This is a genomic window from Desulfovibrio sp. 3_1_syn3 (assembly GCF_000145315.2).
Lineage (GTDB): Bacteria > Desulfobacterota > Desulfovibrionia > Desulfovibrionales > Desulfovibrionaceae > Desulfovibrio > Desulfovibrio fairfieldensis.
The window spans coordinates 205,535-225,968 of the sequence record NZ_ADDR02000003.1 but is presented as its reverse complement, the minus strand read 5'-3'; the positions used below and the strand labels follow the sequence as shown (position 1 = coordinate 225,968).

Sequence of the window (20,434 nt, the reverse complement as noted above, 5' to 3'; positions counted from 1 at the left end):
AAAAACCCCTCCGGAAAAATCCGGAGGGGTTCGGGGATTAGCGTCGGCGGCGCGGGCATGCCGCCGCGAGAGCAATCCATGTTTGAAATAAGTGAATTGCGTTAAGGAGAGCTTACGCTGAAAAGGCTCAGATTTCGCTTTCAGGAATGCCGCAGGCCTTGGCCACACCGGCGCCGTAAGCCGGATCGGCTTTGGCGCAGTTGCGGATGTGGCGCAGCTTGATTTCCTTGGGCGCGTCGCCCAGGGCGCGGGCCGTATTGCCGAACAGGGCTTCTTTCTGTTCCGGGCTCATCAGCCGGAAGAGCTTGCCGGGCTGTTCAAAGTAGTCGGCATCGTCGCAGGGATAATTCCAGCGGGCCGCATCGCCGCTGATCTTCAGCGGCGGCTCGGCGAACTCGGGCTGTTCCTGCCAGGCGCCCTCGCTGTTGGGCTCATAGCTGGTGTAGCTGCCGTAGTTGCCGTCCACGCGCATCTGGCCGTCACGGTGGAAGCTGTGATAGGGGCAGCGCGACTTGTTCACCGGGATCAGATGGTGATTGACGCCCAGGCGGTACCGCTGCGCGTCGCCGTAGGAGAACAGGCGGCCCTGAAGCATCTTGTCCGGTGAAACGCCGATGCCGGGCACCAGATTGGATGGGTTGAAAGCGGCCTGTTCCACTTCCGCGAAATAGTTTTCCGGATTGCGGTTCAGTTCCAGCACGCCCACTTCCATGAGCGGATAATCCTTGTGGTACCAGACCTTGGTCAAATCAAAGGGATGGTAGGGCAGCTTCTCGGCGTCTTCCTCGGGCATGATCTGGAAGTACAGGGTCCAGCGGGGATAGTCGCCCTTTTCGATGTGCTCGTACAGATCGCGCTGATGGCTGTCGCGGTCGCGCCCGATAAGTTCCTGGGCCTCGGCGTCCGTGAGATTTTTGATGCCCTGCTGGGTTCTGAAGTGAAATTTAACCCAGAAGCGTTCGTTTTTGGCGTTGATCAGGCTGTAGGTATGACTGCCGAAACCGTGCATGTGCCGGTAGGAAGCCGGAATACCCCGGTCGCTCATGACCACGGTGACCTGGTGCAGGGCTTCGGGCAGCAGGGTCCAGAAGTCCCAGTTGTCCTTGGCGCTGTGCATATTGGTGCGCGGGTTGCGCTTGACCACGTGGTTCAGGTCCGGGAAATTAAGCGGGTCGCGCAAAAAGAAGACCGGCGTGTTATTGCCAACCATGTCCCAGTTGCCCTGATCCGTATAAAATTTGAGGGCAAAGCCGCGGATGTCGCGCTCCGCGTCAGCGGCGCCGCGCTCGCCCGCCACAGTGGAGAACCGGGCGAACACATCGGTTTTTTTGCCGATTTCAGCAAACAGCGAAGCCCTGGTGTACTTGGTGAGGTCATGGGTCACCGTAAAGGTGCCGTACGCGCCGGAACCACGGGCGTGCATGCGCCGTTCCGGAATCACTTCACGGTCGAAATGGGCCAGCTTCTCCTGAAACCAGACGTCCTGCATGAGCATGGGGCCGCGCGGACCGGCGGTCAGGGCATGATTATTATTGGGCACCGGCGCGCCGGCATTGGTGGTGAGCGAGTCTTTATTTTTCATATTATCTGCCATGATGCTTTTCTCCTTGGTTTATCCGAGGGGATCGGGTGAGAAAAAACGGCTCCGTACCTGCTTGTATTGCGTTGGAAAAAGCATGGCACGGCTGACGATTTTTGTAAATAGTAATTGTTACTATTTTTAAGAAAAAATCGATCTCCGCTTGGTTTATTGAAAAATCTCTATTGCTTATGAAGGAAATTTTATTTCATGGCCCCAGCTTAAGGCATGGCTGGCTTGCGGCTGCGCACAATGGGCTGCCCCAGATGCAGCTCCTGCATGATCTGCGGCACTTCCGCCGCGCGGACGGCGTCGCCGCGCAGCAGCACCAGGACCAGAAAGAGCTTGCCGTCGCGCTGCATACGGGTGCGCAGCCCCCGGCCCTCCAACCGCTGACGCAGGCTGTCCACGCTGTCCTCATCCTTGAAGGCCGCTACCTGAAAGACGTAGTCGAACATGGTGGCCGCCGGAGCGGGCGGCGGGGTCTGGCCTTCCGGCACGGCCGGGGCGAAGGGCGCGGTGGAAACACCGCCCGGCGCGTTTTGGCCGGGTTGTGTGTTTTGCGCGCCCTGACCGGGCGCTGCGGCGGTCGCCTGCGGCATTGCCGGAGCGGGCCGGGCCGGGTCCGGCTCGGAGGCATTGGGGGAATCATTGCGCAGAGCCCGCGCGAAACGCAGATCTTCCGGAGCCAGTATCCGCTGGCCCGCGTCCGCGCCGTCCTGTACCGCTTCCGCGCCCTGGCTGATGGGGTCCACGGGCTTTTCACCGGCGTCCGCCCGCGCGCCGGGCTGCGTCGCCGCGGCCGGGACCGCGTGCCTGACCGCGTATGCGCGCCCGCTCATAACCCCGCCCACATAGGCCAGGGCAACGGCCGCCAGCACCAGAAAACACGCCGCCACCAGCGACGACGGGCGCAGGCGCGGACCGGTTTTGGGGCTGTCTTGCCCGGATGCGGACGAACGGGAAGCGGGGGCCATAGATTCTCCTTGTATTCTTACTGATATACTACTGCCCGCGCGCCATCCGGCACGAGCAATGCCAGCACCATAGCAGTCCGGCCCGCCAGCGTAAAGGGAGGAAAACCCGGCGCGCCCTGCACGGCTCCGCACGGGGCCGAGCCCATGCGCATGCCGCCTTGACAGGCGTCCCCCGCACTCTGCTACAGTACGGGCGTACCCATCTCCAACCGGAGTTCCGCCATGAAAAATACGCGTTGCCGCATTGTCGCGCTTCTGCTGCTCGCCCCTCTCTGCGTCTTTCCGGCGCGCGGCTCGTCGGCCGCCGAAACGCCTTCCTGCCTGACCGTCAGCAATCAGACCAGCCGGGACCTGCTTAATATCCGCTTCCACCAGGGCCGGACCACATATTTCGTGCGTCTGGACATGGCCCCCGGCGCACGGGACGATATTGAAAATCCCGGAGTCACGGCGGACCTGCGCGTGGATACGGGCCTGGCCTTCTGGTTTTTCAAGGCCGTGCCCCTGGCCCAGGCGCGCCGCCTGACCTTCTGCGGCGACCATACGGCCTGTCTGATTCTGGAACAGAAGAACAATATCTCACGACATATCAACGGCAATGCCCAAAGCCTGCTGCCCGGCGAACTCAGCAGGCCGGTCTGCACCCTGGACCAGTTCCGCCCCGGCATGACCATGAATGATGTCTGTTCCCTGCTGGAGCCCGATCCCCCTCGGGACGACAATGACGCAGTGCTGACCAGCCTGGGCTTCGCGGGCATGGTCTGGGCCGCGCGCCTCGCGCCGAGCCAGTCCTCCGGCGGAAGCGGCTCCCTTTCCGGACGCGACCGCCTTGGGCATCTGGAGCTGCGGCAGCACCTGACCGACGCCAATCTGGCCGCCCTGCTGCGGACGCTCTACAGCCAGGGCTATGCGCCCTGGCAGGCTGAGCTGCCCGGCCTGGACATGAATTTTACAGAAATGACGGATATGGATACGGCCAAGCAGAAGGACATCCTGCAACGGGCCCTGGAGTATTTTCTGCAATCCGGCCGGGGTGAGGCCACCCTGATGCTGGCCCCGGCCGCCATGCTGCCCGCTCTGGCCGACGCCGACGCGCCGCAGCGCGACGTACAACTCTTCACGCTGACCCTGCGCCAGAGTTCCAGAACCCTGGTCGTGGATGTGGCGGCCTACCAGGGCGGCGAAGGCGGCCGCTAAAATTGCTTTGGCGGCTGCATAGGCAGACGCCCGCCACGAGCGTCATCCGTAAGGCGGCTATGCCGCCTTACGGATGACGACAGCAGAGCGAGCGGCTTAAAAACTTTGGGAATGCCAATTCTCAAAGTTAATCTGCTCTAAAAACCGTTGGCGCTCTGAAAAATTTGTTCTCCGGCAAGGAAAGCAAATTTTCCAGAGCGCCAACGGTTTTTTATAAAATCGGCGCGGCTTCGTCTCGCTACGACGCCTTCTTCTCCGCACGCATCTTGCGCAGCCAGTCATACCATGCATCAAGGCCCTCACCGCTGCGGCAGGAAACCTCAAGCACGCGAAGATCCTTGTTCAGCTTGGTGGCAAAGGCGCGGGCGCGGTCCATATCGAAATCCACATGGGGCAGCAGGTCCACCTTGTTCAGCACCATGGCCTTGGCCAGGTTGAACAGCAGGGGATATTTCTCGGGCTTGTCGTCGCCCTCGGTCACGCTGAGCAGGGCCACCTTGGCATCCTCGCCGCAGTCGAATTCCACCGGGCAGACCAGATTGCCCACATTTTCGATGAAGAGGATATCCAGGCCGTCCAGCTCCAGATTGTCCAGAGCCGTGAGAATCATGTTGCTGTCCAGGTGGCAGCCGCCGTCGGTGTTGATCTGTACGGCCTGCGCCCCGGTCGCCGCTACCCGGCGGGCGTCGTTGTCGGTCTGCAAGTCGCCCTCAATGACCGCCATGCGGAATTCCCCGGCCAGGTCGCACAGGGTGCGCTCCAAGAGAGAGGTTTTGCCCGCGCCCGGAGAGCTGATCAGGTTGAGGGTCAGAATCTTGCGCCCGCTCAGCTGCCGCCGCACATGGGCGGCCATTTTTTCATTGGCTTCCAGGACGTTGCGCACCACGGGAATCTGCATACTTTTCTCCTTATCTCCAAATTCTGCCGGTATCCGAGTGAGATATACATTTTGCGGGCTTCAGCTCCCGCCACCGGAGCATTGCCGATTTCAACGCGAAAACATTTTAGCGCGCTTCCAGACGACTCAAAATCAATTCCTTGCCCTGCTCCACCACATGCCCGAACTGCTCGCCGCAGCCGGGGCAGGGCTGCCAGAGAGCGTCCTGCCCTTCGCCGCCGAACACTTCGCCGCAAAACGGACAGCGCAATCGCAAAGGCAGACAGACCAACTCCAGTCTGGCCCCTTCATGGGGCGTGCCCTTGATCATGGTTTCAAAACCGAACTGCAACGATTCGGGCACCACACCTGAAAGCGCGCCGTATTCCACGCGCACCAGTTCAAGACGGCTGCAATTCCGGCGGCCGATTTCTTCCTCTGCCATAGCCAGAAGGCTTTGTGCAATGGCCATTTCGTGCATTCCCCATGCTAGCCCAAAGGCCCGGCTGCGTAAAGGGCGCGGGGGGAATCTTGCCATTCGGCGCAAATGATGTACATTTCGCCTATGCGTCCTCCCAAATATCTTGGCGTATATTCCCAGCCTTTGGCCAAGGCGGACGGCACCCGCAAGACACTCTTCTTCGCCTGGGACCTGGCGGAGCAAGGCTACGCGGTGCAACAACTGGACAATGCCTTCCAGCCCAAGGCGGAGGCGCGACGCGTCAGCGCCGCCCATTTTGCCGCGCAGTTCCGGTCCGAGCCCTCCATCCTGGCCATGCCCATGACCATGCTGGACGTCCGCGCCCTGGCGGACCTTCCGGACGCGCGCGCCGTCGCGCCCGCTCCGGTTGCGGATGCGCCGGAACTGGACGACGAGCTGCTGCGGCATTTGGACACGGCGCGCCGGACCAAACAGGTGGAAATCACTCTGCGGGAGAGTTTCCGCAAGGCTCTGCTGCGCCTGAAGCGCCCGCGCGAACGGCAGGCCGCCATTACCGCCCTGGAACAACTGGCGTCCACCACGGAGAATATCTCATCCGCCCACAAGCATATGTTCCGCGATTTCGGCGCGAAACTGCGCAAAAATGCCATGCCGGATCTGGCCCTGCGTTTCGGCAAACGGGTTCTGGAACTCTCTCCGGAGGACGACCACGCCCATTTCAACCTGGCCCGCATCCTCTGCGCCATGGGCGCATACGACGAAGCCGCTGAACACGTCCGCACGGCCATGCGCCTGGACGCCCGCGAAGCCGTCTACCCCAGGATGCTGGCCCATATCAGCAAGGAAAAACAGCTTCGGCCCGGCAAAAACCGCCCCCGGCGGCCACGCTGAGCCCGAGCGAGCAACTCGCCTTTCGGCAGGAGCCATACGGCATGAACAAAGTCATTCTCAGTCTTCTTCTGGCGGTCTGCATCTTGGGCATGGCGCTGATCATGCTCAATGAACGCCTGGGCCGCAAATCCGAACCTGTTCCGGCCCCCACGGCGGAAGCCGGCGAACCGGCCGCGCCGGACAGCGGCGCCGGTCTGCCTCCCCTGTCGACGGATGCCGCCCAGAACGGTTTTACCGCGCCCGCCGCACCGCAGGAAGCGGCCCGCGAAGAACCCAAATTGCCGCCTCTGCCCAGGGACGACGCCGCCGAGGCCGCGCCCGTGGTGGAAGATGTCAGCGAACGGGCCCAGATGCCCCCGGCCGCGCCCGCGGCCCCCGGCCCGCAGGCCGCCGCACGTGAGAATATGAGCACGCCTCCGGCGATGGAGCGCACGGCCCAAAGCGCCAAAACGGAAAGCAGCGCTCCGGCCCGCGCCGAAACCCAAAAAGAAGAACGCCCGGCTCAGACGGATAAGCCCAAAGCCGAAAAGACAAAGACCGAAAAGCCCAGGGCGGGAAAAGCCGCCGCGCCGCGTGAGCGCAACATCAGCCGCTTTGTGGTCTTCGCGCGGGACAAGGGAGCCACGGTGCGCCTGGAGGGCAACGCGCCTCTCCGCTACAAGAGCATGAATCTGACCAATCCCGACCGCGTGGTGGTGGACCTGGACGGCCAGTGGCAGATCAAGGCTCCGGGCGTGCCCAAGAATCCCCTGGTGAGCAATGTGCGCATCGGCAAAATGGCGGACAAGACCCGTGTGGTCATCGACCTCAAGGCAAAACCCCAAAATACCCGCTTTGTGCTTGCCAAGGACGGCAACACCCTGGACGTGCGGGTGGATCAGTAAACTCGTTTTTCCGTTTACAGCACAAAGCAAAGCCCTTCCGAATGCTCGGAAGGGCTTTGCTTTTTTCGGCGTATCCACGTTCTCAGAGCAGATTAACGTTGAGAATTGGCACTCTCAGCATTGACGCCGCCTTCAGCCTATCGTTGCTGTCGCCACCCGCAAGTCCTTCGGACAACGGCTGCCGCACGTAGCGAGCGGGCAAAAAGGCATAGTGCCAACAGGTCCCACAGGATTCCGGGGAGTGCCGTTCAGGATGACGTTCAGGCCCCGCCGCCCGCGAGCCTCCCGTGCAAAACATAGTAAAGGCCCAGCCCGGCAAGCACGGTGAAGGCCAGGGACTGATACATGCCGTCATAGCCCAGAGTGGGGACGAGAAAACCGAAAATATAGGGCCCCAGGCCGATGCCCAGGTCAAAAAATATGAAGAAAGTTGTGGTGGCCTGGGCAAAACGCGAACGCGACACCAGCGAAAGCGACACGGCCTGCCCCACGGACTGGAAGTTGCCGAAGCCCATGCCGAGCGCCAGGCCGGAGAGCAGCAGCATCCAACTGCTGTGCGCGCGGGCCAGCATGATCAGGGAGAGCGCGGTCAACAGCAGAATGGGATAAAAAATGACGTTCTCGCCGCGGGTATCGAACAGGCGGCCCGTCAGCGGGCGGGTAGCCAGGGCCGCCACGGCATACAGCAGAAAGAAGAGACTCGCCGGACCGGAAAGGGAGCGCTCGGCGGCAAAGGAGGTCATGAAGGCCTGCACGCAGCCGTAGCTCAAGCAGACCACCAGTGCCACCAGGGAAAAACGCACCACACGCGGGTCAATGTAACTGTTGAGGCTGAAGAGCGAGCGATGTCGGTGACGCATGGAAGGCAGGGCCGCCAGCCCGAAAAAGATGAGCAGGCAGACCAAGGCAATGCCCACATTGATCCGCATCAGCGCCGCATAACTTATGTGGTTGCTCAGGCTGATACCGAGAAACGGCCCCAGGGCCAGGGCCAGAGCCGTGCTCATGCTGAACAGGCTCACGCCGAGCCCGTGATGCCGCTGCGGGATCACATAGGCCACAATGGTTCCCGTGGCCGTGCCGATGACGCCGACGCCGACGCCCGCCCAGAGGCGTTGCACGAACAGCCAGGGCAAGGAATCCACCAGGAAAAAACCCGCGATGCTGGCCGTGTACAGCACGATCCCGGCGAGAAGAACGGCGCGGCAACCGAAAAACGAAAGCAGATTGCCGGTGACGAAACGCCCTGCCAGGCAGCCGATGACCATAATGCCCGCAGTGAAACCAGCCGTGCTCAGGCTTGCCAGATAAGCCTCTCTGGCATAGGAGGTGCTGGTGACGAAGATCAGGTAGTAGGCCGTCATGACCAGAAGGTTGATCAGCGTCACCACATTGAAGTTGCGATTGCAAATCTCCCGCAACGCCCCACCGGCCCCCACGTTGGATACGCCCGCCGTTTGCTTGCGGCGGATGCGGCGATCAAGCATCTCATATCTCCTGTTCATAAAAATCGTTGCGGGGGCAACGATTATGTGTTTTCTCTCTCGTGTCAAGCAGAGGTTTGGAACTGTCGTCCGGCCCGGCCTAAGGGTTTATCCGCAGCTCTTTGCGGACAAACCCTTGCCGCGAAATGGGAGCAGGCGGGCTTTGCCCGCCGTAACCGAACATTTCAAGTGTTAAATGCTCCGGGAGCGTACTTTGGAACTGACCTGCAAATGGATCACCCTGGCCAACCGCTATTACTACATGTATCTCGCCAAGGCCCTCGCGCCGTACGGCATCAACACCAGTCAATATCTCTTCATTGCCGTGCTGTGCAGAGAACCGGGCATCACGCAGGACAAGCTGCCCGAGCGCATCGGCATCAACAAGAGCAACGTGACGCGAGTGCTGGCGCAACTGGAGGAGGCCGGTTTCATCCGCCGGGAAAGCAATCCGCAAGACAAGCGCACGACCACCGTGCACCCGACGCAGCGTGCCTATGAGGCATATCCGCATATCATGAAAGTCGTTGCGGAATGGGATGCCGCCACCACCAGCATGTTTTCCGAAGAGGAAAAACAGACGTTACAGGCGCTGTTGCGACGTCTGGCGCAATCCGCCAGGGAATACAGGGGACAAGGCGAAGCGCGCACCAGCGGCGAGGTGGAGGAAGGCTGAAAAAAAAACAGGAGGGAATCTGAGTACTCAGATTCCCTCCATGGCGGAGTTGACGGCCCGAGCAAACGCCAGGGCTCACAGATTCAGCTTTCCATCTCCCGGCCCCGCGCATCGGCGGCCAGCACGGCATCCACCAATTGGCCCAGCAGGCCCACGCGATCCAGATGATTGACCCCGGCGATGGTCAGGCCGCCGGGCGAACAGACTTCGTCACGCAACTGCATCAGCGGCGCGGGGTTCTGCTCGGCCATACGCGCCGAACCCACAAACAGGGCGGCCACCATGCGCCTGGCCTCCCTGTGCTGAAAGCCCAGGGTCACCCCGGCCTGCACCAGGCCCTGCATCATCTCGAAAACATAGGCCGGGCCCGCGCCGATCAGCGCGGAAAAAGCGGTAAAGCGTGCTTCGGGCATTTCCAGGCAAAGGCCCAGAACCCCGAAAAGTTCCAGTAATTCGAGTTTGCCTTCCCGGTCCAGCGCCGGGTCCTCAAAGCAGAGGGCAAAAACCCCCTCCCCCACCAGCGCCGGAGTATTGGGCATGCAGCGGACCACCGGGCACTGCCCGCCCACGGCCTCGCGCAGGCTCTTCAGGCTCACGCCCGCCGCCACGGAAACCAGCACCTTGCCGCCGTCGAGGGCCGGACGCATTTCCTCCAGCACGGAAGCCACCTGGTATGGCTTGACCGCCAGCAACAGCACATCGGATTTGCGCGCGGTTTCCAGAACGTCGGGCATGACCCGCACGCCCTTGTCCGCCAAGGGGCGCATGCGTTCCGGCGTGCGGTTATAGCCGCAGAAGCTATAGCCCTTGTCCCCCAGCCTGTCCGCGAAACCGGCCAGAATGGCCCCGCCCATATTGCCGCAGCCAATGCAGCCGATTGTTCTGCTCATACGTTACTCCGTCATTTCCAAGGCATTGAAGAAATATGCAAGCTCAACAGCGGCGTTCTCCGGGCAGTCGGAACCGTGCACGGCGTTGGCTTCAAGGTTCTGCCCGTATTTGCGGCGCAGAGTGCCGGGCTCGGCCTGGGCCGGATTCGTGGCGCCCATCAGCGCCCGGTAGCGGGCCACCGCGTCCTCGCCGCGCAAGGCCGCGCAGACCACCGGTCCGGAAGACATGTAGTCCGTAAGGCTGTCAAAAAAGGGGCGCTCTTTGTGCACGGCATAAAAGCCCTGGGCCTGGGCCTTGCTCAACCGCAGCATTTTCAGAGCCACGGGGCGAAGGCCCTCGGCCTCCACGGCGGCCAGAATTTCCCCGGCAAGGCCGCGCGCCACGGCGTCCGGCTTGATGATGGCAAGAGTGGTTTGCAGCATGTCCGCTCCTTAGAGTTTAACACTTGAAATGTTCACTTACGGCGGGCAAAGCCCGCCTGCCCGCATTTCGCGGCAAGGATTTGTCTGAAGCCGTGTTCGTGAAAAATCAACGCTTGCCGCCGCGCGCGCCGTCCCGCGCCTGGAGTTGCGCCAGGTGCCAGACCAGACGGCGCAGAGGCACCACGGCCACACCTGCCTTGTCCTGCCAGCGGCGCAAAGCGCTCAGAGTTTCCGCGTACGGGTGGCCGATGGCGACGGCGAAACCGGCACTGCGGGCTTTGGCCGCCGCCGCGTCCAAGGCGGCCAGTACGGCGGAAACATCCCGGCGCGTATCCAGAAAAACAGCACGGGCCACGCTGACCAGCCCGGCGGCACGGGCTTCCTCCGCCAGCCGGGAATGGGGCTGGGTCAGACTGTCCAGCACAAAGAAACCGCGCCCGGCCAGTTGCGCGCAGAGCAGGCGGCAGGCGGCGGAGCTGCCCGTGAAACGGGAACCCATATGGTTGTTCAGGCCCAGCGCCGTGGGCAGTGCCGCCAGATCCGGTTCCAGCACGGAGGCCAGGGCGTGCCGGCTCATATCCGCGAACAGCGCGCCCGGACCCGGCTTGGGACGGAAGCCGTCGGCGCGGGGCTGAGGCTCCATGGGCAGATGCACCAGGCAATCCAGGCCCATCTGTCCGGCCAGGTCGGCCGTCGCGCCCGCCCTGGGCGCGTGCGGCCAGACGGCCAATACCACGGGAAAGGGCAAGGCGGCCAGATCCTCGGCGGGCTCCAGGCTCTGCCCCAGGTCATCAATGACCAGAATCAGGGCGGCCTGAGGCAGGGGTCGGGCCAGATCCGCCAGAGCCCGTTCCTTGCCGGGAAAATGAAAACGATGCGTCGGCCGCCCGTTCAGGCGAATTTCCAGCGCGCCTTGGTCCGTCCAGGCAAGGCGCGGGCGGAAACGCTCCGGGTCAACGGCGGAAAGATGAGGAAAATCCGGATCAGCGGCGGAGCGCAACTTTTCCAACAGGGCCACACCCAGGCGCAGCGGCGCGCAAGGCCCTGTAACCCGGTAAGCACGGGCAGCCGATCCTTCGTCCTCCAAGGGCAGCCCTTCTTCGCGCTGCCAGCGGGCGAGCGGCAGGGCCAGGGGCAACGTCTGGATAACCAGAGCATCCAGGCGGGCCAGTATCATTCGCTCGGCCCGCGCCTCAGGCTCCTCGGTCGCGTCCCGTCCTTCGCCAGTTTGCTGGAACGACGGCGCGCGACCGGCGGAACCGGAAAAATTCCCCGGCGCCATGGACCCGTTGCCCAGCCAGAGCGAAAAGGCCAGGGAGCAGAGCAGCCAGGCCAGACCACCCAAGCCCAGGCGAGTGGAAGCGCGCAGCCCCCCGCCGGACCCGTGGGGTCCGGTCAGGGGGCCGGTATCTGTTCCTTTATTTTGCACGCTGAACGTATGCCGTCTCGCGGAACCCGCCCCGGCAAGGGGATCGGGCCACGCGCCCTAGTTTCTGATCTCCCGCATCTTGGGCAGACTCTTCACGACCTGGAGGGCCATGCGCAACTGGTTGTCACGGGCCAGCTGCTCCTTGCCTTCGTCTTTCTTGACCTTGCTTTGGCCGCCCTTCTTGTCCTTGCCGTTTTCCAGATGGCGGTTGAGATCCTGTTCGCGCAGGAGGAAACGCGGATTGTCCTTGTCGTCGGTGCGCGGCGGCTCGAAGACCACTTCCAGGTCGGGCACGATGCCCTCGGCCTGGATGGAGCTGCCGTTGGGCGTGTAATACAGGGCTACCGTGAGCTTGAGGCCGGACCCGTCGGACAGGGGAATGATGTTCTGCACCGAACCCTTGCCGAAGGAGCGTTCGCCCAGAATCAGAGCGCGCTTCTGGTCGCGCAGCGCACCGGCCACGATTTCCGAGGCCGAGGCAGAACCGGCGTTGACCAGCACCACCATGGGCACGCGTACGTCGTCGGCCTGCTTTTTGGCCTCATAAACGCGGTCCGTGCTGTCCCGACGGCCTTTGATGGAAACGATCACGCCCTTGTCCAGGAAAGTGTCGGACACGCTGACCGCCTGGTCCAGCAACCCACCGGGATTGTTGCGCAGATCCAGCACAATGCCCTTGAGCCCGCCCGTGGCCTTGCTTTCCTTGGCCGCATCCTTGAGCGCGTCCTTGAGTTCCTCGGTGGTGCGTTCGGAGAAACGGGTCAGGCGCACCCAGTAGTAACCGTCTTCCAGCTTTTTGGACTTGACGCTGATCAGGGGGATGGCGTCGCGCACGATGCGCACGGTCTGCGGCGTCTTGGCGTCGCTGTGCAGAATGGCCAGCTCCACTTCCGTGCCTTTGGCCCCGCGGATGCGCGACACCACTTCCTGCAGCGAAAGTTCCTGCGTGGCCTGGCCGTTGATGGACAGGATCACGTCGCCGGACTGAAGACCGGCGCGGAAAGCCGGGGTGTCCTCAATGGGCGTGACCACCACAACTTGGCCGTTTTCCATGGAAATTTCAATGCCCACCCCGTAGAATTCGCCGGAGGTGGTTTCCTGCATTTCCTTGTATTCTTCGGCATTCATGAAGGTGGAGTGCGGGTCGAGCCCCTGCAGCAAGCCCTTGACAGCCCCGTTGATCAGGTCGTTCTGGGTCACATCCTTCACATAATAACGCTCCACCAGATCAAGCACCTGGCTGAAACGCTTCAAGGCCTCGAATTTGCTGGGAGCTTCCTTGGCGGGCTCTTTTTTGGCCTCCGGCGCGGAGGCGGCCTGGGCCGCGGTCAAGCCGCACAGAACCAGAAGCAATGCAAGAATGCAGGAACGGACAAAAACGCGCATAAGAAGGCCTCCGCGGCGCTGCGCATGCCCGGTTTCCCGGAATGAATCCGGGGGCCGGAGTGCGGGCGGACGCCCGCGCCGCCGCCGTTAGTGTTGGTATAACCGCGCCAAAAGCGCTGATGGCTGCAAAACGCCATGCGGATACTGACTCTTTTCAAGCCAAAATGCAATGCCGCTGGCAGCGCTCCGGAGGCGGCGCGGCCGTGCCCGTCAGCCCACAAGGGCTACGGGCATCGGCAGCAGCATAAATCGCGTTTGAGTGTTGCTGTCGGCATCCGTACGGCTCGAAGACTCGCCAACGGCTGTCGCTTCCGCGGCAGTCAAACGCTACATGCTGTGGAACCGTGGCCCGCATTTCCCGGACCATCGCGGCCCCGAAATGGCAAATGACAAAGGAGCCGCCTTACGGCGGCCCCTCCAACCATCACAGTCGCGCATCCGGCGTCAATGCCGCCCCCAAAGCGGCATGGAGCGGCGCGCGGGATCGGTTACTTGCAGCATTCTTCCACTTTGAAGAAAGCCGCCGCGCCCGCGCCGCACACGGGACAGGCTTCACAGGGGCCTTCGTGGGTGTAGCCGCAGATCTTGCAGACGTAGTAGTCCACATTGGCAAGAGCGGAAGGATTGGCAATGGCCTTCTTATACAGATTGGCGTGCACTTCTTCCACCTTGTTGGCGAATTCAAAATACTTGGCAACGGCGGTCTTGCCTTCGGCCTCGGCGTCCTTGATCATTTCGGGATACATCTTGGTGAACTCGTAGGTCTCACCTTCCAGAGCGGACTGCAGGTTGGCGGCCGTGTCGCCGATCTTGCCCGCGTTCTTGAGATGCGCGTGGGCGTGGATGGTTTCAGCGGCGGCGGCGGCGCGGAACAGCTTGGCGACCTGGGGCAGGCCTTCCTTGTCGGCCACCTGGGCGAAAGCAAGATATTTGCGGTTGGCCTGGGACTCACCGGCGAAAGCGGCCATCAAATTTTCCTGGGTCTTGCTCATTGTTTGCTCCTTTTACGTATCTGAAGTTTATTGTTTCCATTAATGCGAACGATTACTGTTTATAGAAAGCCGTCCGCCTTGTAAAGCCTTTTCTGCGCATTTCCCCAAAAAAATTTGCAGAGCTCGGATAACAGACTAGAATAATTATATTTTGTAAATAGATAGATACTTCTAGGGCCAATCTTCATCTCGGGATGCAGCTTCCGCCAATACATCCTGCCAAACGCCGATAGTTCGATCAGGCGTAAAATCTTCAGCGCGACGTTGCCCCGCCGCCCGAGCCACCACATCTGGTGGTTGCAATAGCACTGCCTGCAAGGCGTCAACCAAAGCCGCTACATCGCCCACAGGAATCAGTGCGCCGTACTTCCCCTCTTCCAGTACTTCACTGGGGCCACTGGGGCAATCCGTAGAGACCACTGTCAGGCCAAGACATAAAGCCTCGACCAATACCAAAGAAAAACCTTCAAAGGAGGAACTGACCGCCAAAAGAGAGGCATGTGCCATAATCGGATACGGATCCATAAAGCCCGGCAGAAACGTACTGTCGCTGACCCCGTAATACTGAGCAGTATCCTCCAGATAAGTGCGTTGCGAGCCTTCTCCCAAGATACAGAGATGATGCTCAATGCCGCGCTGCAACAGAAGGGCGTGGGCCTGTATCAACAAATCAAAGGACTTTTGCTTTTCCAGCCTGCCCACTCCAAGAATTACCGGTTTATGGAAGCAGGGTTCCAAGACCTTCGGCAAAGGGGCCAAGGCGTACCGCCGGATGGAGGCCGTGTCCACAGGATTCCAGAGCACACGCATGCGAGGGCGCAAGTCCGGCCAAAGCCTCTCCGAAGATTTTAATATACCTCGGCTGACACAAATTATGGTACGGCAACGCCGTAAGGCCCAGCCTAATATGGCGCGGTAGAGCCATGCATAACCTTTTCTTCTTTGGTTAAGGTAACCTTCCACATCTTTATGCAGCCAGGCGACGCTTCGGCCGGGGGCCAATAGCGCGGCCCAGAAAATACTTTGCAATTCCAGACTACCCAACACAACATCGCTGTCGCGAGCTAACCTCCAGACTCGCGCGACATTGTGTAACGCCGCCATGAGGCTGGGCCGTTCCGGCATATGAAAAAGCAGCCCGGCAGGAACCCCTGCGGCCAAGACAGACAGATGGCGCATACAGCCAAGGGTTACTTGAAAACGTTGCGGGTCCAGGCACCGGGCAAGATCCAGGGTGATCTTTTCCGCTCCTCCCCCCACACTGTGCATAAGGATCAGGCAACGTATCATACTTCGCCCGCCTCTCCTATATCTTCTAACCCGATTCCTTGCGAAATGGCGTAAAAACAGAAAAGCGGCAGGCTGAACAAAGGATTGCGTATATCCAACGCTCCGAAAGAGGCCGTCACCCCCAGTACCAGCCAGGTTGTACAGGCCGGAGCCATGAACGCCAGAAGAGGATTGACGGGTTGCGCGCGGTGCAGAATCTGCAAGCGCCACCAGATTCGTCCCACAAAAATGAAGGCCAGTATAATTATGGGCAAACCATACTGCGCGGCCAAGGCCGGCAGGGCCGATAGTTCGCCGCCGCTACCCCACTCTTTCCAGACGCGCAGTTCTGGATCGGATAAATTCGCCAAGTAACGCTGTCCGTTATGGAGGTGCGCGAAATACCAGTTGCGGCCCACCCCCAGCAGGGGATGGGCCTTGATACTGTCCAGCGTGTCAAGGGTGACAATGATCCTGGGAGTGTCCGCTGCACCACTTATCCGGAGTTTGGATGAAAGGTAGTCCGTGACGTAGGGGGCATGCAACGCGGCATAGATGCAGGCAACAGCAAGAGCCACCCCGACAAGGCTCTTAAACACCTTAAAGCGCCCTTGGCTACAAAATCCCAGTATCAACGCCAAGGCAATCAAGGATAATACCTGGCCGGTGCCCGAACGGCAAAAAATCATCATGGCCAAGCTCGCCACCAGAATGGCAGCGCCTGTAATCAGAGCGCTACGCCTATGAGTCCCAAAACCCAACAGACCAAAACTCAGTGGGACAAAAAAAACGCCGACCATCGTCGATAACGCCGACGCTTCTTCAAAAAAACCGTTAAAACGGGTCAGCGTCAGCGAGTATGCCCCTTTCTCATAAAAATCGTAGATAATACTCGGCCAACGTGCTTCCAGCCAAGGAGAAACATTTTCAAGCATAATGCGAAGTAGCTTCCGCACAGCCAGAATTGTCGCGCTTCCGCTCTCCTGCTCCGGATAAAAGGATGTCGCCACCGTGTATACGTAGGCCGCCTGCATAGTACACCAGAAAGCCAGAAAGCCAAAAGACCAGACAGCACCTTGAAGCATCGCGCGGCGGCTCGTCTCTTCCCGCAGGAGCACCCGGCAGAGCAGGGCAAAAAAAAGTATAAAAGGGAGTTGCGCACCCAGCTTTATCAGACCTGCCGCGATGGAACGCCACATAGGAGCGCCCTCCGGCAAAAAAAACCGGGCACTCCGCCAATCCGCCACAGCCTGCAGAATAACGAGCAGAAGCAGCCAGGGAAAAAACGGGCGCGCCAGCCGCCAGACTTCAGCCAGAGTCCAGAGACCGCGTTTCCAGGCCCACAGCATGAAGACAAGAGAAGGATAAAGTAGGAAATGCTGGGCATAGTAATTGGGTATGCCGGGGAAAAGCCATAATTGCCAACAGGCCATGGGAATCAGCAAAAAAGCGAAAATATGTAGCGGCCATGGCGTTGTCGGCACAGCGTTCATATGGACCGCCTGAATAAAAATTTTAATAAACTATAAAAGTAAGATGGAGACTGCCACAGTATCCTCCATCTATTATTGCCTTTTATCAGTGCATCTATAACAACAAGACATATAGGATAATATATAAGATGTAAGAAATACATTTTTTTATATTTATATTTATATTTATCAAATTTATTATATTTTTTTAAATATTTCTTTACATCAATAATACTTATAAAAGCCTTTTTTCTTTTTAATATATCAAAACTTGCAGAGGATGAATGAGTTAAATATCTATATAATGGACGATTTATATACACTATCCTTGGAGAGTTTACTATAATTTTAAAAACAAATGCCATATCTTCAGACATTCGCGACAAGGGGAAATTGGCTTCTATCATTATCAGATAGTTACGCTGAAAAATTTTATTACAAGGCGATGGAAATAAGCGGACATTCTTAAATAAATTCTGTGCGTCACAAATATACCCCGGCAAAATTTCGTGTTCTCTGCCATCCCTAGACAGGTATATGCCGCAAACAGCCACCTGTGCTCCGGTCTTGCGCGCCGTTGCGTACAAACTCGAAAACATCTCCGGCTCCGCCATGTCGTCGGCATCCACAAAACCCACATACTCTCCACGCGCCAAGCTGAGGCCGACATTACGTGCCGCGCCCGGCCCCATATTGCTCTCCTGCCGCAGATAGCGGATGCGGTCTGGATAACGCCCAGTATACCGTTCGGCAATCTTTGGCGAAGCGTCGGTGGAGGCGTCGTCCACCAGAATGATTTCCAGCTCACGGAGATACTGAGCCAATAAAGACTTAAGACAGCGTTCCAGCCATGGAGCAGCGTTGTAAAACGGCACTATGACGCTCACGGCCCAATCCATCAGTAAACTCCTTTTTCCGTGCGGGAAAAGAAGGCTGAGGGACAGAAGCGCAACACACTCCAGGCCAACCCGATAAAAATACCGCCTTCCACCAGCAGGGGCAGACAGGCTCCGCCCGTGAGTCCCCAATAATGTCCCAGAAACGCCGCCATCGGCAGACTCAGCGCTCCCGCCACGGCCTGAGTAATAGTCAGCGCCTTTTCTTGCCCGAAAGACACAAGGGTCTGCGTGCCCAGCACGAAATTACAGGCCAAAATGGGTGCAAGAAAGGCCATAATCCTGAGCACCGGCACAGTCCCGCTATAAGCCGTCCCTAGCGCAATGCGGACCAGTAACGGCGCGGCAAGCCAGACAACGGCCGTGGCACAGAGCATGACCAACGCCGTACCCGCCAGAGACCAACGCAGCATGCATGCCGCTTGAGCGGGTCGTGCCCCACGCAACGCGCAAATTTCAGGAAAAAGCGTTTGGGTTACGGGATTACTGACGCTGACCACGGCACGCACTATTTTATCCGCTGCCATAAGCATGCCTATCTGCGCGGGCGAAAGGAAAAAGCCGAGTACCAATTGAGCCCCATTGTTGTAGATCAACGCCGAAAGTACGCTGGCAAAAAGCGTTTTTGTCCGCCCCAGAGCTCGCCAGCCCTCAATCAGGCATAGGGATATCCGGTACCGACGTGTCAGCCCCAGCGTCAACCAAAGGTAGGCAAGCCCTTTGCAAAACGCCGTCAGCATAAGGTAGCGCGGCCAGTCGACGGCGGCATGTACGCAGACAAAGGTCAAGACTAAGACAAGGGCACTGCTGCAGACATCCCAACAGGCCATGCGGCGCATGCCCTCCCCGATTCCCTGAAAAAACCAGGTGGGATTGACGCCTCGGCTGAGCCCGGCCAGCACGGCTATGCCATACGCGCCGGGATGGGCTGACGCATGAGGCAGCAGCGGCAGCAAGGCCAGACTGCCCAACAGGCAACCCGCCATCAGCAAAATTTTGGCGGAAAGCACCTGTCCCAGGAGATCGGCCAGAGCCCTTTCCTGTCCACGGCTGGCAGCGGCCTTGCGCACAGCCCCCAAGGCAAAGCCCCAGTCCATAATCAGGCCGATGATAACGGAAATCACGCTCATATACATGAGCAGGCCAAAGGCTTCCGGCTCCAAAACGCGGGCAAGCCAAGGCAGGGCCAGCAAGGGCAGCAGCAGTTGCGCGGCCTGGATGGCGCTGAAGGAGACAAAAGTGGCGAGATGGGGCAAAAAGAGACTGCGCAATTTTCCAGACAAGCGGATCATGGTTTTCCATCTCCCGCCAGTCCATGGTAAAGGCGGTCATAGGCCAGATAGGCCTTTTGGGCGTCATGCCGCTCTTCCACACAACGGCGCGCGGCCGCGCCCATTCGCCGACGCAGAGGCGCGTCATGCACGAGACGGTGCACATGAGAGGCCAGCTCTTGCGGCGTACTTCCCAGAAAACCGGTGACACCGTGCCGCACAATAGTCCGGTTAGCGGGAATATCAGTAGCGACCACGGCTTTGCCCAGCGCCATGGCCTCCAAAACGGCATAGGAAAGGCCTTCCCACAGAGAAGTCTGGACGTAAACGTCCAGAGCGGCGAGGCGCGCCAGCGCCTCCCCCCGGCTGAGCCAGCCGGGGCATTCTACCTGCGGCGGCAATGCGGCGTTTTGTCGCGGCGCGCCGATCCAGGTCCACCGCGCCTCGTCTTTCAACATGAGGACCAATGCAGAGAAGAGGTCGGGATTTCGCTGCGGTTCCAAACGGCCGCATGTTCCCACCATAATCGCATCTGGATGTAGGCAAGCGGGCGGTACCGTCCGCCGCAGGGCATCCAGTTCAACCAAGTTCAGGGAATTGGGAATACAAAGCACCTGATCGTTCCGGCTGGCAAGCAGACGGGAAAGCGCGTACTCCTCCTCACCACAAGCCACGATTGCATTGCCTGCCCTGGCGGCAAGCCATTCCGCAGTCTTGAAACAGGCCCGCTGTAACGATCCTACATCCGTACGTAAAAAGGCATAGCCGTGCGGGGTATATACCGACGGCAATCCTTCCCGGCGAGCGGCCCAACGCCCCAGAAAACCAGCTTTCGAGGAGTGGCAATGTACCACATCCGGCTGTATCCGCCGGAGCATCCCGCACAATTGTCCAAAAACGCGCAGGTCAGCTCCAATTCGGATGAGTCTTGTCATCGGGAGAAAGTAAAAGGCGACATCTGTAGGGAAAAGTTCCACGAACCTTTCCGGGCTTTCCGGGCGTAAAGCATGGATAATGGAATGCTGAATACCGTTCCGTACGGCATGACACAACGTCGCAAGCGCCACAAGGCAACCCGCAGCAAAAGACTCCACCACATGCACGACATGGATGGATTTTCTCTGGAAAGAAATTGAGGATGCTGAAGAGCTAACGGCAGGCATTAGTCAATACCTGCTCGCTAATATAAATAGTTGCTTAAGAGAGAGAGAGAGAGAGAGAGAGAGAGAGAGAGAGAGAGAATTTATTCATAATTAATAGTAAATTGGTAAAAATTGAGCCTAATTTCAGAGGGCTTACGCCATGCTGAATCTCTTCCGTCCCAACAACGCTTTTTCTTCAAAGGCATATCCAGCCAGAAAACGCATGACTATTAATACAGATTCACTCACGCTTTGAC

At 59.5% G+C, this 20,434-nt stretch carries 19 protein-coding genes; 4 read left to right on the top strand and 15 right to left on the bottom strand.

The annotated features are described in order from the left end of the window. Window positions 1-127: 127 nt before the first annotated feature. Complete coding sequence (locus HMPREF0326_RS15420) at window positions 128-1,594, bottom strand: catalase (RefSeq protein ID WP_009303843.1); 1,467 nt, start codon at window positions 1,592-1,594, stop codon at window positions 128-130. Window positions 1,595-1,800: 206 nt separating this feature from the next. Then, complete coding sequence (locus HMPREF0326_RS15415; RefSeq protein WP_020990730.1) at window positions 1,801-2,556, bottom strand: SPOR domain-containing protein; 756 nt, start codon at window positions 2,554-2,556, stop codon at window positions 1,801-1,803. Window positions 2,557-2,778: 222 nt separating this feature from the next. Here HMPREF0326_RS15415 and HMPREF0326_RS15410 point away from each other — a divergent pair, with 222 nt between their 5' ends. Next, window positions 2,779-3,753, top strand: coding sequence for a hypothetical protein (locus HMPREF0326_RS15410; protein ID WP_008686069.1), 975 nt, complete (start codon window positions 2,779-2,781; stop codon window positions 3,751-3,753). 238 nt (window positions 3,754-3,991) lie between these two features. On the opposite strand, the gene hypB is transcribed toward HMPREF0326_RS15410, so the two are convergent. Together hypB and HMPREF0326_RS15400 are read right to left on the bottom strand one after the other, a co-directional pair. Next, on the bottom strand, window positions 3,992-4,651 hold the full coding sequence (hypB, locus tag HMPREF0326_RS15405; RefSeq protein WP_008686070.1) for a hydrogenase nickel incorporation protein HypB: 660 nt from the start codon (window positions 4,649-4,651) through the stop codon (window positions 3,992-3,994). A 106-nt stretch (window positions 4,652-4,757) separates the two neighbouring features. After that, the gene (locus HMPREF0326_RS15400; RefSeq protein ID WP_020990729.1) at window positions 4,758-5,102 is read right to left on the bottom strand and encodes a hydrogenase maturation nickel metallochaperone HypA; all 345 of its coding nucleotides are present in this window, start codon (window positions 5,100-5,102) and stop codon (window positions 4,758-4,760) included. Between the two features lie 93 nt (window positions 5,103-5,195). Here HMPREF0326_RS15400 and HMPREF0326_RS15395 point away from each other — a divergent pair, with 93 nt between their 5' ends. Beyond that, window positions 5,196-5,963, top strand: coding sequence for a tetratricopeptide repeat protein (locus HMPREF0326_RS15395; protein ID WP_008686072.1), 768 nt, complete (start codon window positions 5,196-5,198; stop codon window positions 5,961-5,963). Window positions 5,964-6,004: 41 nt separating this feature from the next. Then, entirely contained in the window at window positions 6,005-6,847 is an 843-nt protein-coding gene (locus tag HMPREF0326_RS15390) for an AMIN domain-containing protein (RefSeq protein ID WP_008686073.1), read from the top strand. Window positions 6,848-7,107: 260 nt separating this feature from the next. On the opposite strand, the gene HMPREF0326_RS15385 is transcribed toward HMPREF0326_RS15390, so the two are convergent. Next, entirely contained in the window at window positions 7,108-8,334 is a 1,227-nt protein-coding gene (locus HMPREF0326_RS15385; RefSeq protein ID WP_009303848.1) for an MFS transporter, read from the bottom strand. 211 nt (window positions 8,335-8,545) lie between these two features. Between HMPREF0326_RS15385 and HMPREF0326_RS15380 the strand changes: the two genes are divergently transcribed. Beyond that, window positions 8,546-9,007 (top strand): MarR family winged helix-turn-helix transcriptional regulator, encoded by a 462-nt coding sequence (locus HMPREF0326_RS15380; RefSeq protein ID WP_008686075.1) that lies wholly within the window; start codon window positions 8,546-8,548, stop codon window positions 9,005-9,007. Window positions 9,008-9,090: 83 nt separating this feature from the next. On the opposite strand, the gene proC is transcribed toward HMPREF0326_RS15380, so the two are convergent. From proC to HMPREF0326_RS15330, 10 genes are all read right to left on the bottom strand, one after another. Beyond that, complete coding sequence (proC, locus tag HMPREF0326_RS15375; RefSeq protein ID WP_008686076.1) at window positions 9,091-9,897, bottom strand: pyrroline-5-carboxylate reductase; 807 nt, start codon at window positions 9,895-9,897, stop codon at window positions 9,091-9,093. A gap of 3 nt (window positions 9,898-9,900) precedes the next feature. After that, a complete protein-coding gene (gene ndk, locus HMPREF0326_RS15370) occupies window positions 9,901-10,320 on the bottom strand; it encodes a nucleoside-diphosphate kinase (protein ID WP_008686077.1) in 420 nt (139 codons plus the stop codon). Between the two features lie 106 nt (window positions 10,321-10,426). Next, window positions 10,427-11,749, bottom strand: coding sequence for a divergent polysaccharide deacetylase family protein (locus tag HMPREF0326_RS15365; protein WP_008686078.1), 1,323 nt, complete (start codon window positions 11,747-11,749; stop codon window positions 10,427-10,429). Between the two features lie 57 nt (window positions 11,750-11,806). Further along, on the bottom strand, window positions 11,807-13,135 hold the full coding sequence (locus tag HMPREF0326_RS15360) for a S41 family peptidase (protein WP_008686079.1): 1,329 nt from the start codon (window positions 13,133-13,135) through the stop codon (window positions 11,807-11,809). A gap of 488 nt (window positions 13,136-13,623) precedes the next feature. Beyond that, a complete protein-coding gene (locus HMPREF0326_RS15355; protein ID WP_008686080.1) occupies window positions 13,624-14,127 on the bottom strand; it encodes a rubrerythrin family protein in 504 nt (167 codons plus the stop codon). 171 nt (window positions 14,128-14,298) lie between these two features. After that, window positions 14,299-15,417 (bottom strand): glycosyltransferase, encoded by a 1,119-nt coding sequence (locus HMPREF0326_RS15350; protein ID WP_008686081.1) that lies wholly within the window; start codon window positions 15,415-15,417, stop codon window positions 14,299-14,301. After that, window positions 15,414-16,889 (bottom strand): hypothetical protein, encoded by a 1,476-nt coding sequence (locus tag HMPREF0326_RS15345; RefSeq protein ID WP_008686082.1) that lies wholly within the window; start codon window positions 16,887-16,889, stop codon window positions 15,414-15,416. Before HMPREF0326_RS15345 ends, HMPREF0326_RS15350 begins: the two co-directional genes overlap by 4 nt. Then, window positions 16,886-17,767: a glycosyltransferase family 2 protein gene (locus tag HMPREF0326_RS15340; RefSeq protein WP_008686083.1), complete on the bottom strand. Its 882-nt coding sequence runs from the start codon at window positions 17,765-17,767 to the stop codon at window positions 16,886-16,888. The genes HMPREF0326_RS15345 and HMPREF0326_RS15340 overlap by 4 nt, the downstream gene beginning before the upstream one ends. Then, a complete protein-coding gene (locus HMPREF0326_RS15335; RefSeq protein ID WP_008686084.1) occupies window positions 17,767-19,056 on the bottom strand; it encodes a lipopolysaccharide biosynthesis protein in 1,290 nt (429 codons plus the stop codon). Before HMPREF0326_RS15335 ends, HMPREF0326_RS15340 begins: the two co-directional genes overlap by 1 nt. After that, a complete protein-coding gene (locus tag HMPREF0326_RS15330) occupies window positions 19,053-20,198 on the bottom strand; it encodes a glycosyltransferase (RefSeq protein ID WP_008686085.1) in 1,146 nt (381 codons plus the stop codon). Before HMPREF0326_RS15330 ends, HMPREF0326_RS15335 begins: the two co-directional genes overlap by 4 nt. Window positions 20,199-20,434 lie beyond the last annotated feature (236 nt).

Bases quoted from the DNA above. Each gene is read 5' to 3' on its own strand.
- HMPREF0326_RS15420 (WP_009303843.1), bottom strand. From the start codon at position 1,594: ATGGCAGATAATATGAAAAATAAAGACTCGCTCACCACCAATGCCGGC.
- HMPREF0326_RS15415 (WP_020990730.1), bottom strand. From the start codon at position 2,556: ATGGCCCCCGCTTCCCGTTCGTCCGCATCCGGGCAAGACAGCCCCAAA.
- HMPREF0326_RS15410 (WP_008686069.1), top strand. From the start codon at position 2,779: ATGAAAAATACGCGTTGCCGCATTGTCGCGCTTCTGCTGCTCGCCCCT.
- hypB (WP_008686070.1), bottom strand. From the start codon at position 4,651: ATGCAGATTCCCGTGGTGCGCAACGTCCTGGAAGCCAATGAAAAAATG.
- HMPREF0326_RS15400 (WP_020990729.1), bottom strand. From the start codon at position 5,102: ATGGCCATTGCACAAAGCCTTCTGGCTATGGCAGAGGAAGAAATCGGC.
- HMPREF0326_RS15395 (WP_008686072.1), top strand. From the start codon at position 5,196: ATGCGTCCTCCCAAATATCTTGGCGTATATTCCCAGCCTTTGGCCAAG.
- HMPREF0326_RS15390 (WP_008686073.1), top strand. From the start codon at position 6,005: ATGAACAAAGTCATTCTCAGTCTTCTTCTGGCGGTCTGCATCTTGGGC.
- HMPREF0326_RS15385 (WP_009303848.1), bottom strand. From the start codon at position 8,334: ATGCTTGATCGCCGCATCCGCCGCAAGCAAACGGCGGGCGTATCCAAC.
- proC (WP_008686076.1), bottom strand. From the start codon at position 9,897: ATGAGCAGAACAATCGGCTGCATTGGCTGCGGCAATATGGGCGGGGCC.
- ndk (WP_008686077.1), bottom strand. From the start codon at position 10,320: ATGCTGCAAACCACTCTTGCCATCATCAAGCCGGACGCCGTGGCGCGC.
- HMPREF0326_RS15360 (WP_008686079.1), bottom strand. From the start codon at position 13,135: ATGCGCGTTTTTGTCCGTTCCTGCATTCTTGCATTGCTTCTGGTTCTG.
- HMPREF0326_RS15355 (WP_008686080.1), bottom strand. From the start codon at position 14,127: ATGAGCAAGACCCAGGAAAATTTGATGGCCGCTTTCGCCGGTGAGTCC.
- HMPREF0326_RS15350 (WP_008686081.1), bottom strand. From the start codon at position 15,417: ATGATACGTTGCCTGATCCTTATGCACAGTGTGGGGGGAGGAGCGGAA.
- HMPREF0326_RS15345 (WP_008686082.1), bottom strand. From the start codon at position 16,889: ATGAACGCTGTGCCGACAACGCCATGGCCGCTACATATTTTCGCTTTT.
- HMPREF0326_RS15340 (WP_008686083.1), bottom strand. From the start codon at position 17,767: ATGGATTGGGCCGTGAGCGTCATAGTGCCGTTTTACAACGCTGCTCCA.
- HMPREF0326_RS15335 (WP_008686084.1), bottom strand. From the start codon at position 19,056: ATGATCCGCTTGTCTGGAAAATTGCGCAGTCTCTTTTTGCCCCATCTC.
- HMPREF0326_RS15330 (WP_008686085.1), bottom strand. From the start codon at position 20,198: ATGCCTGCCGTTAGCTCTTCAGCATCCTCAATTTCTTTCCAGAGAAAA.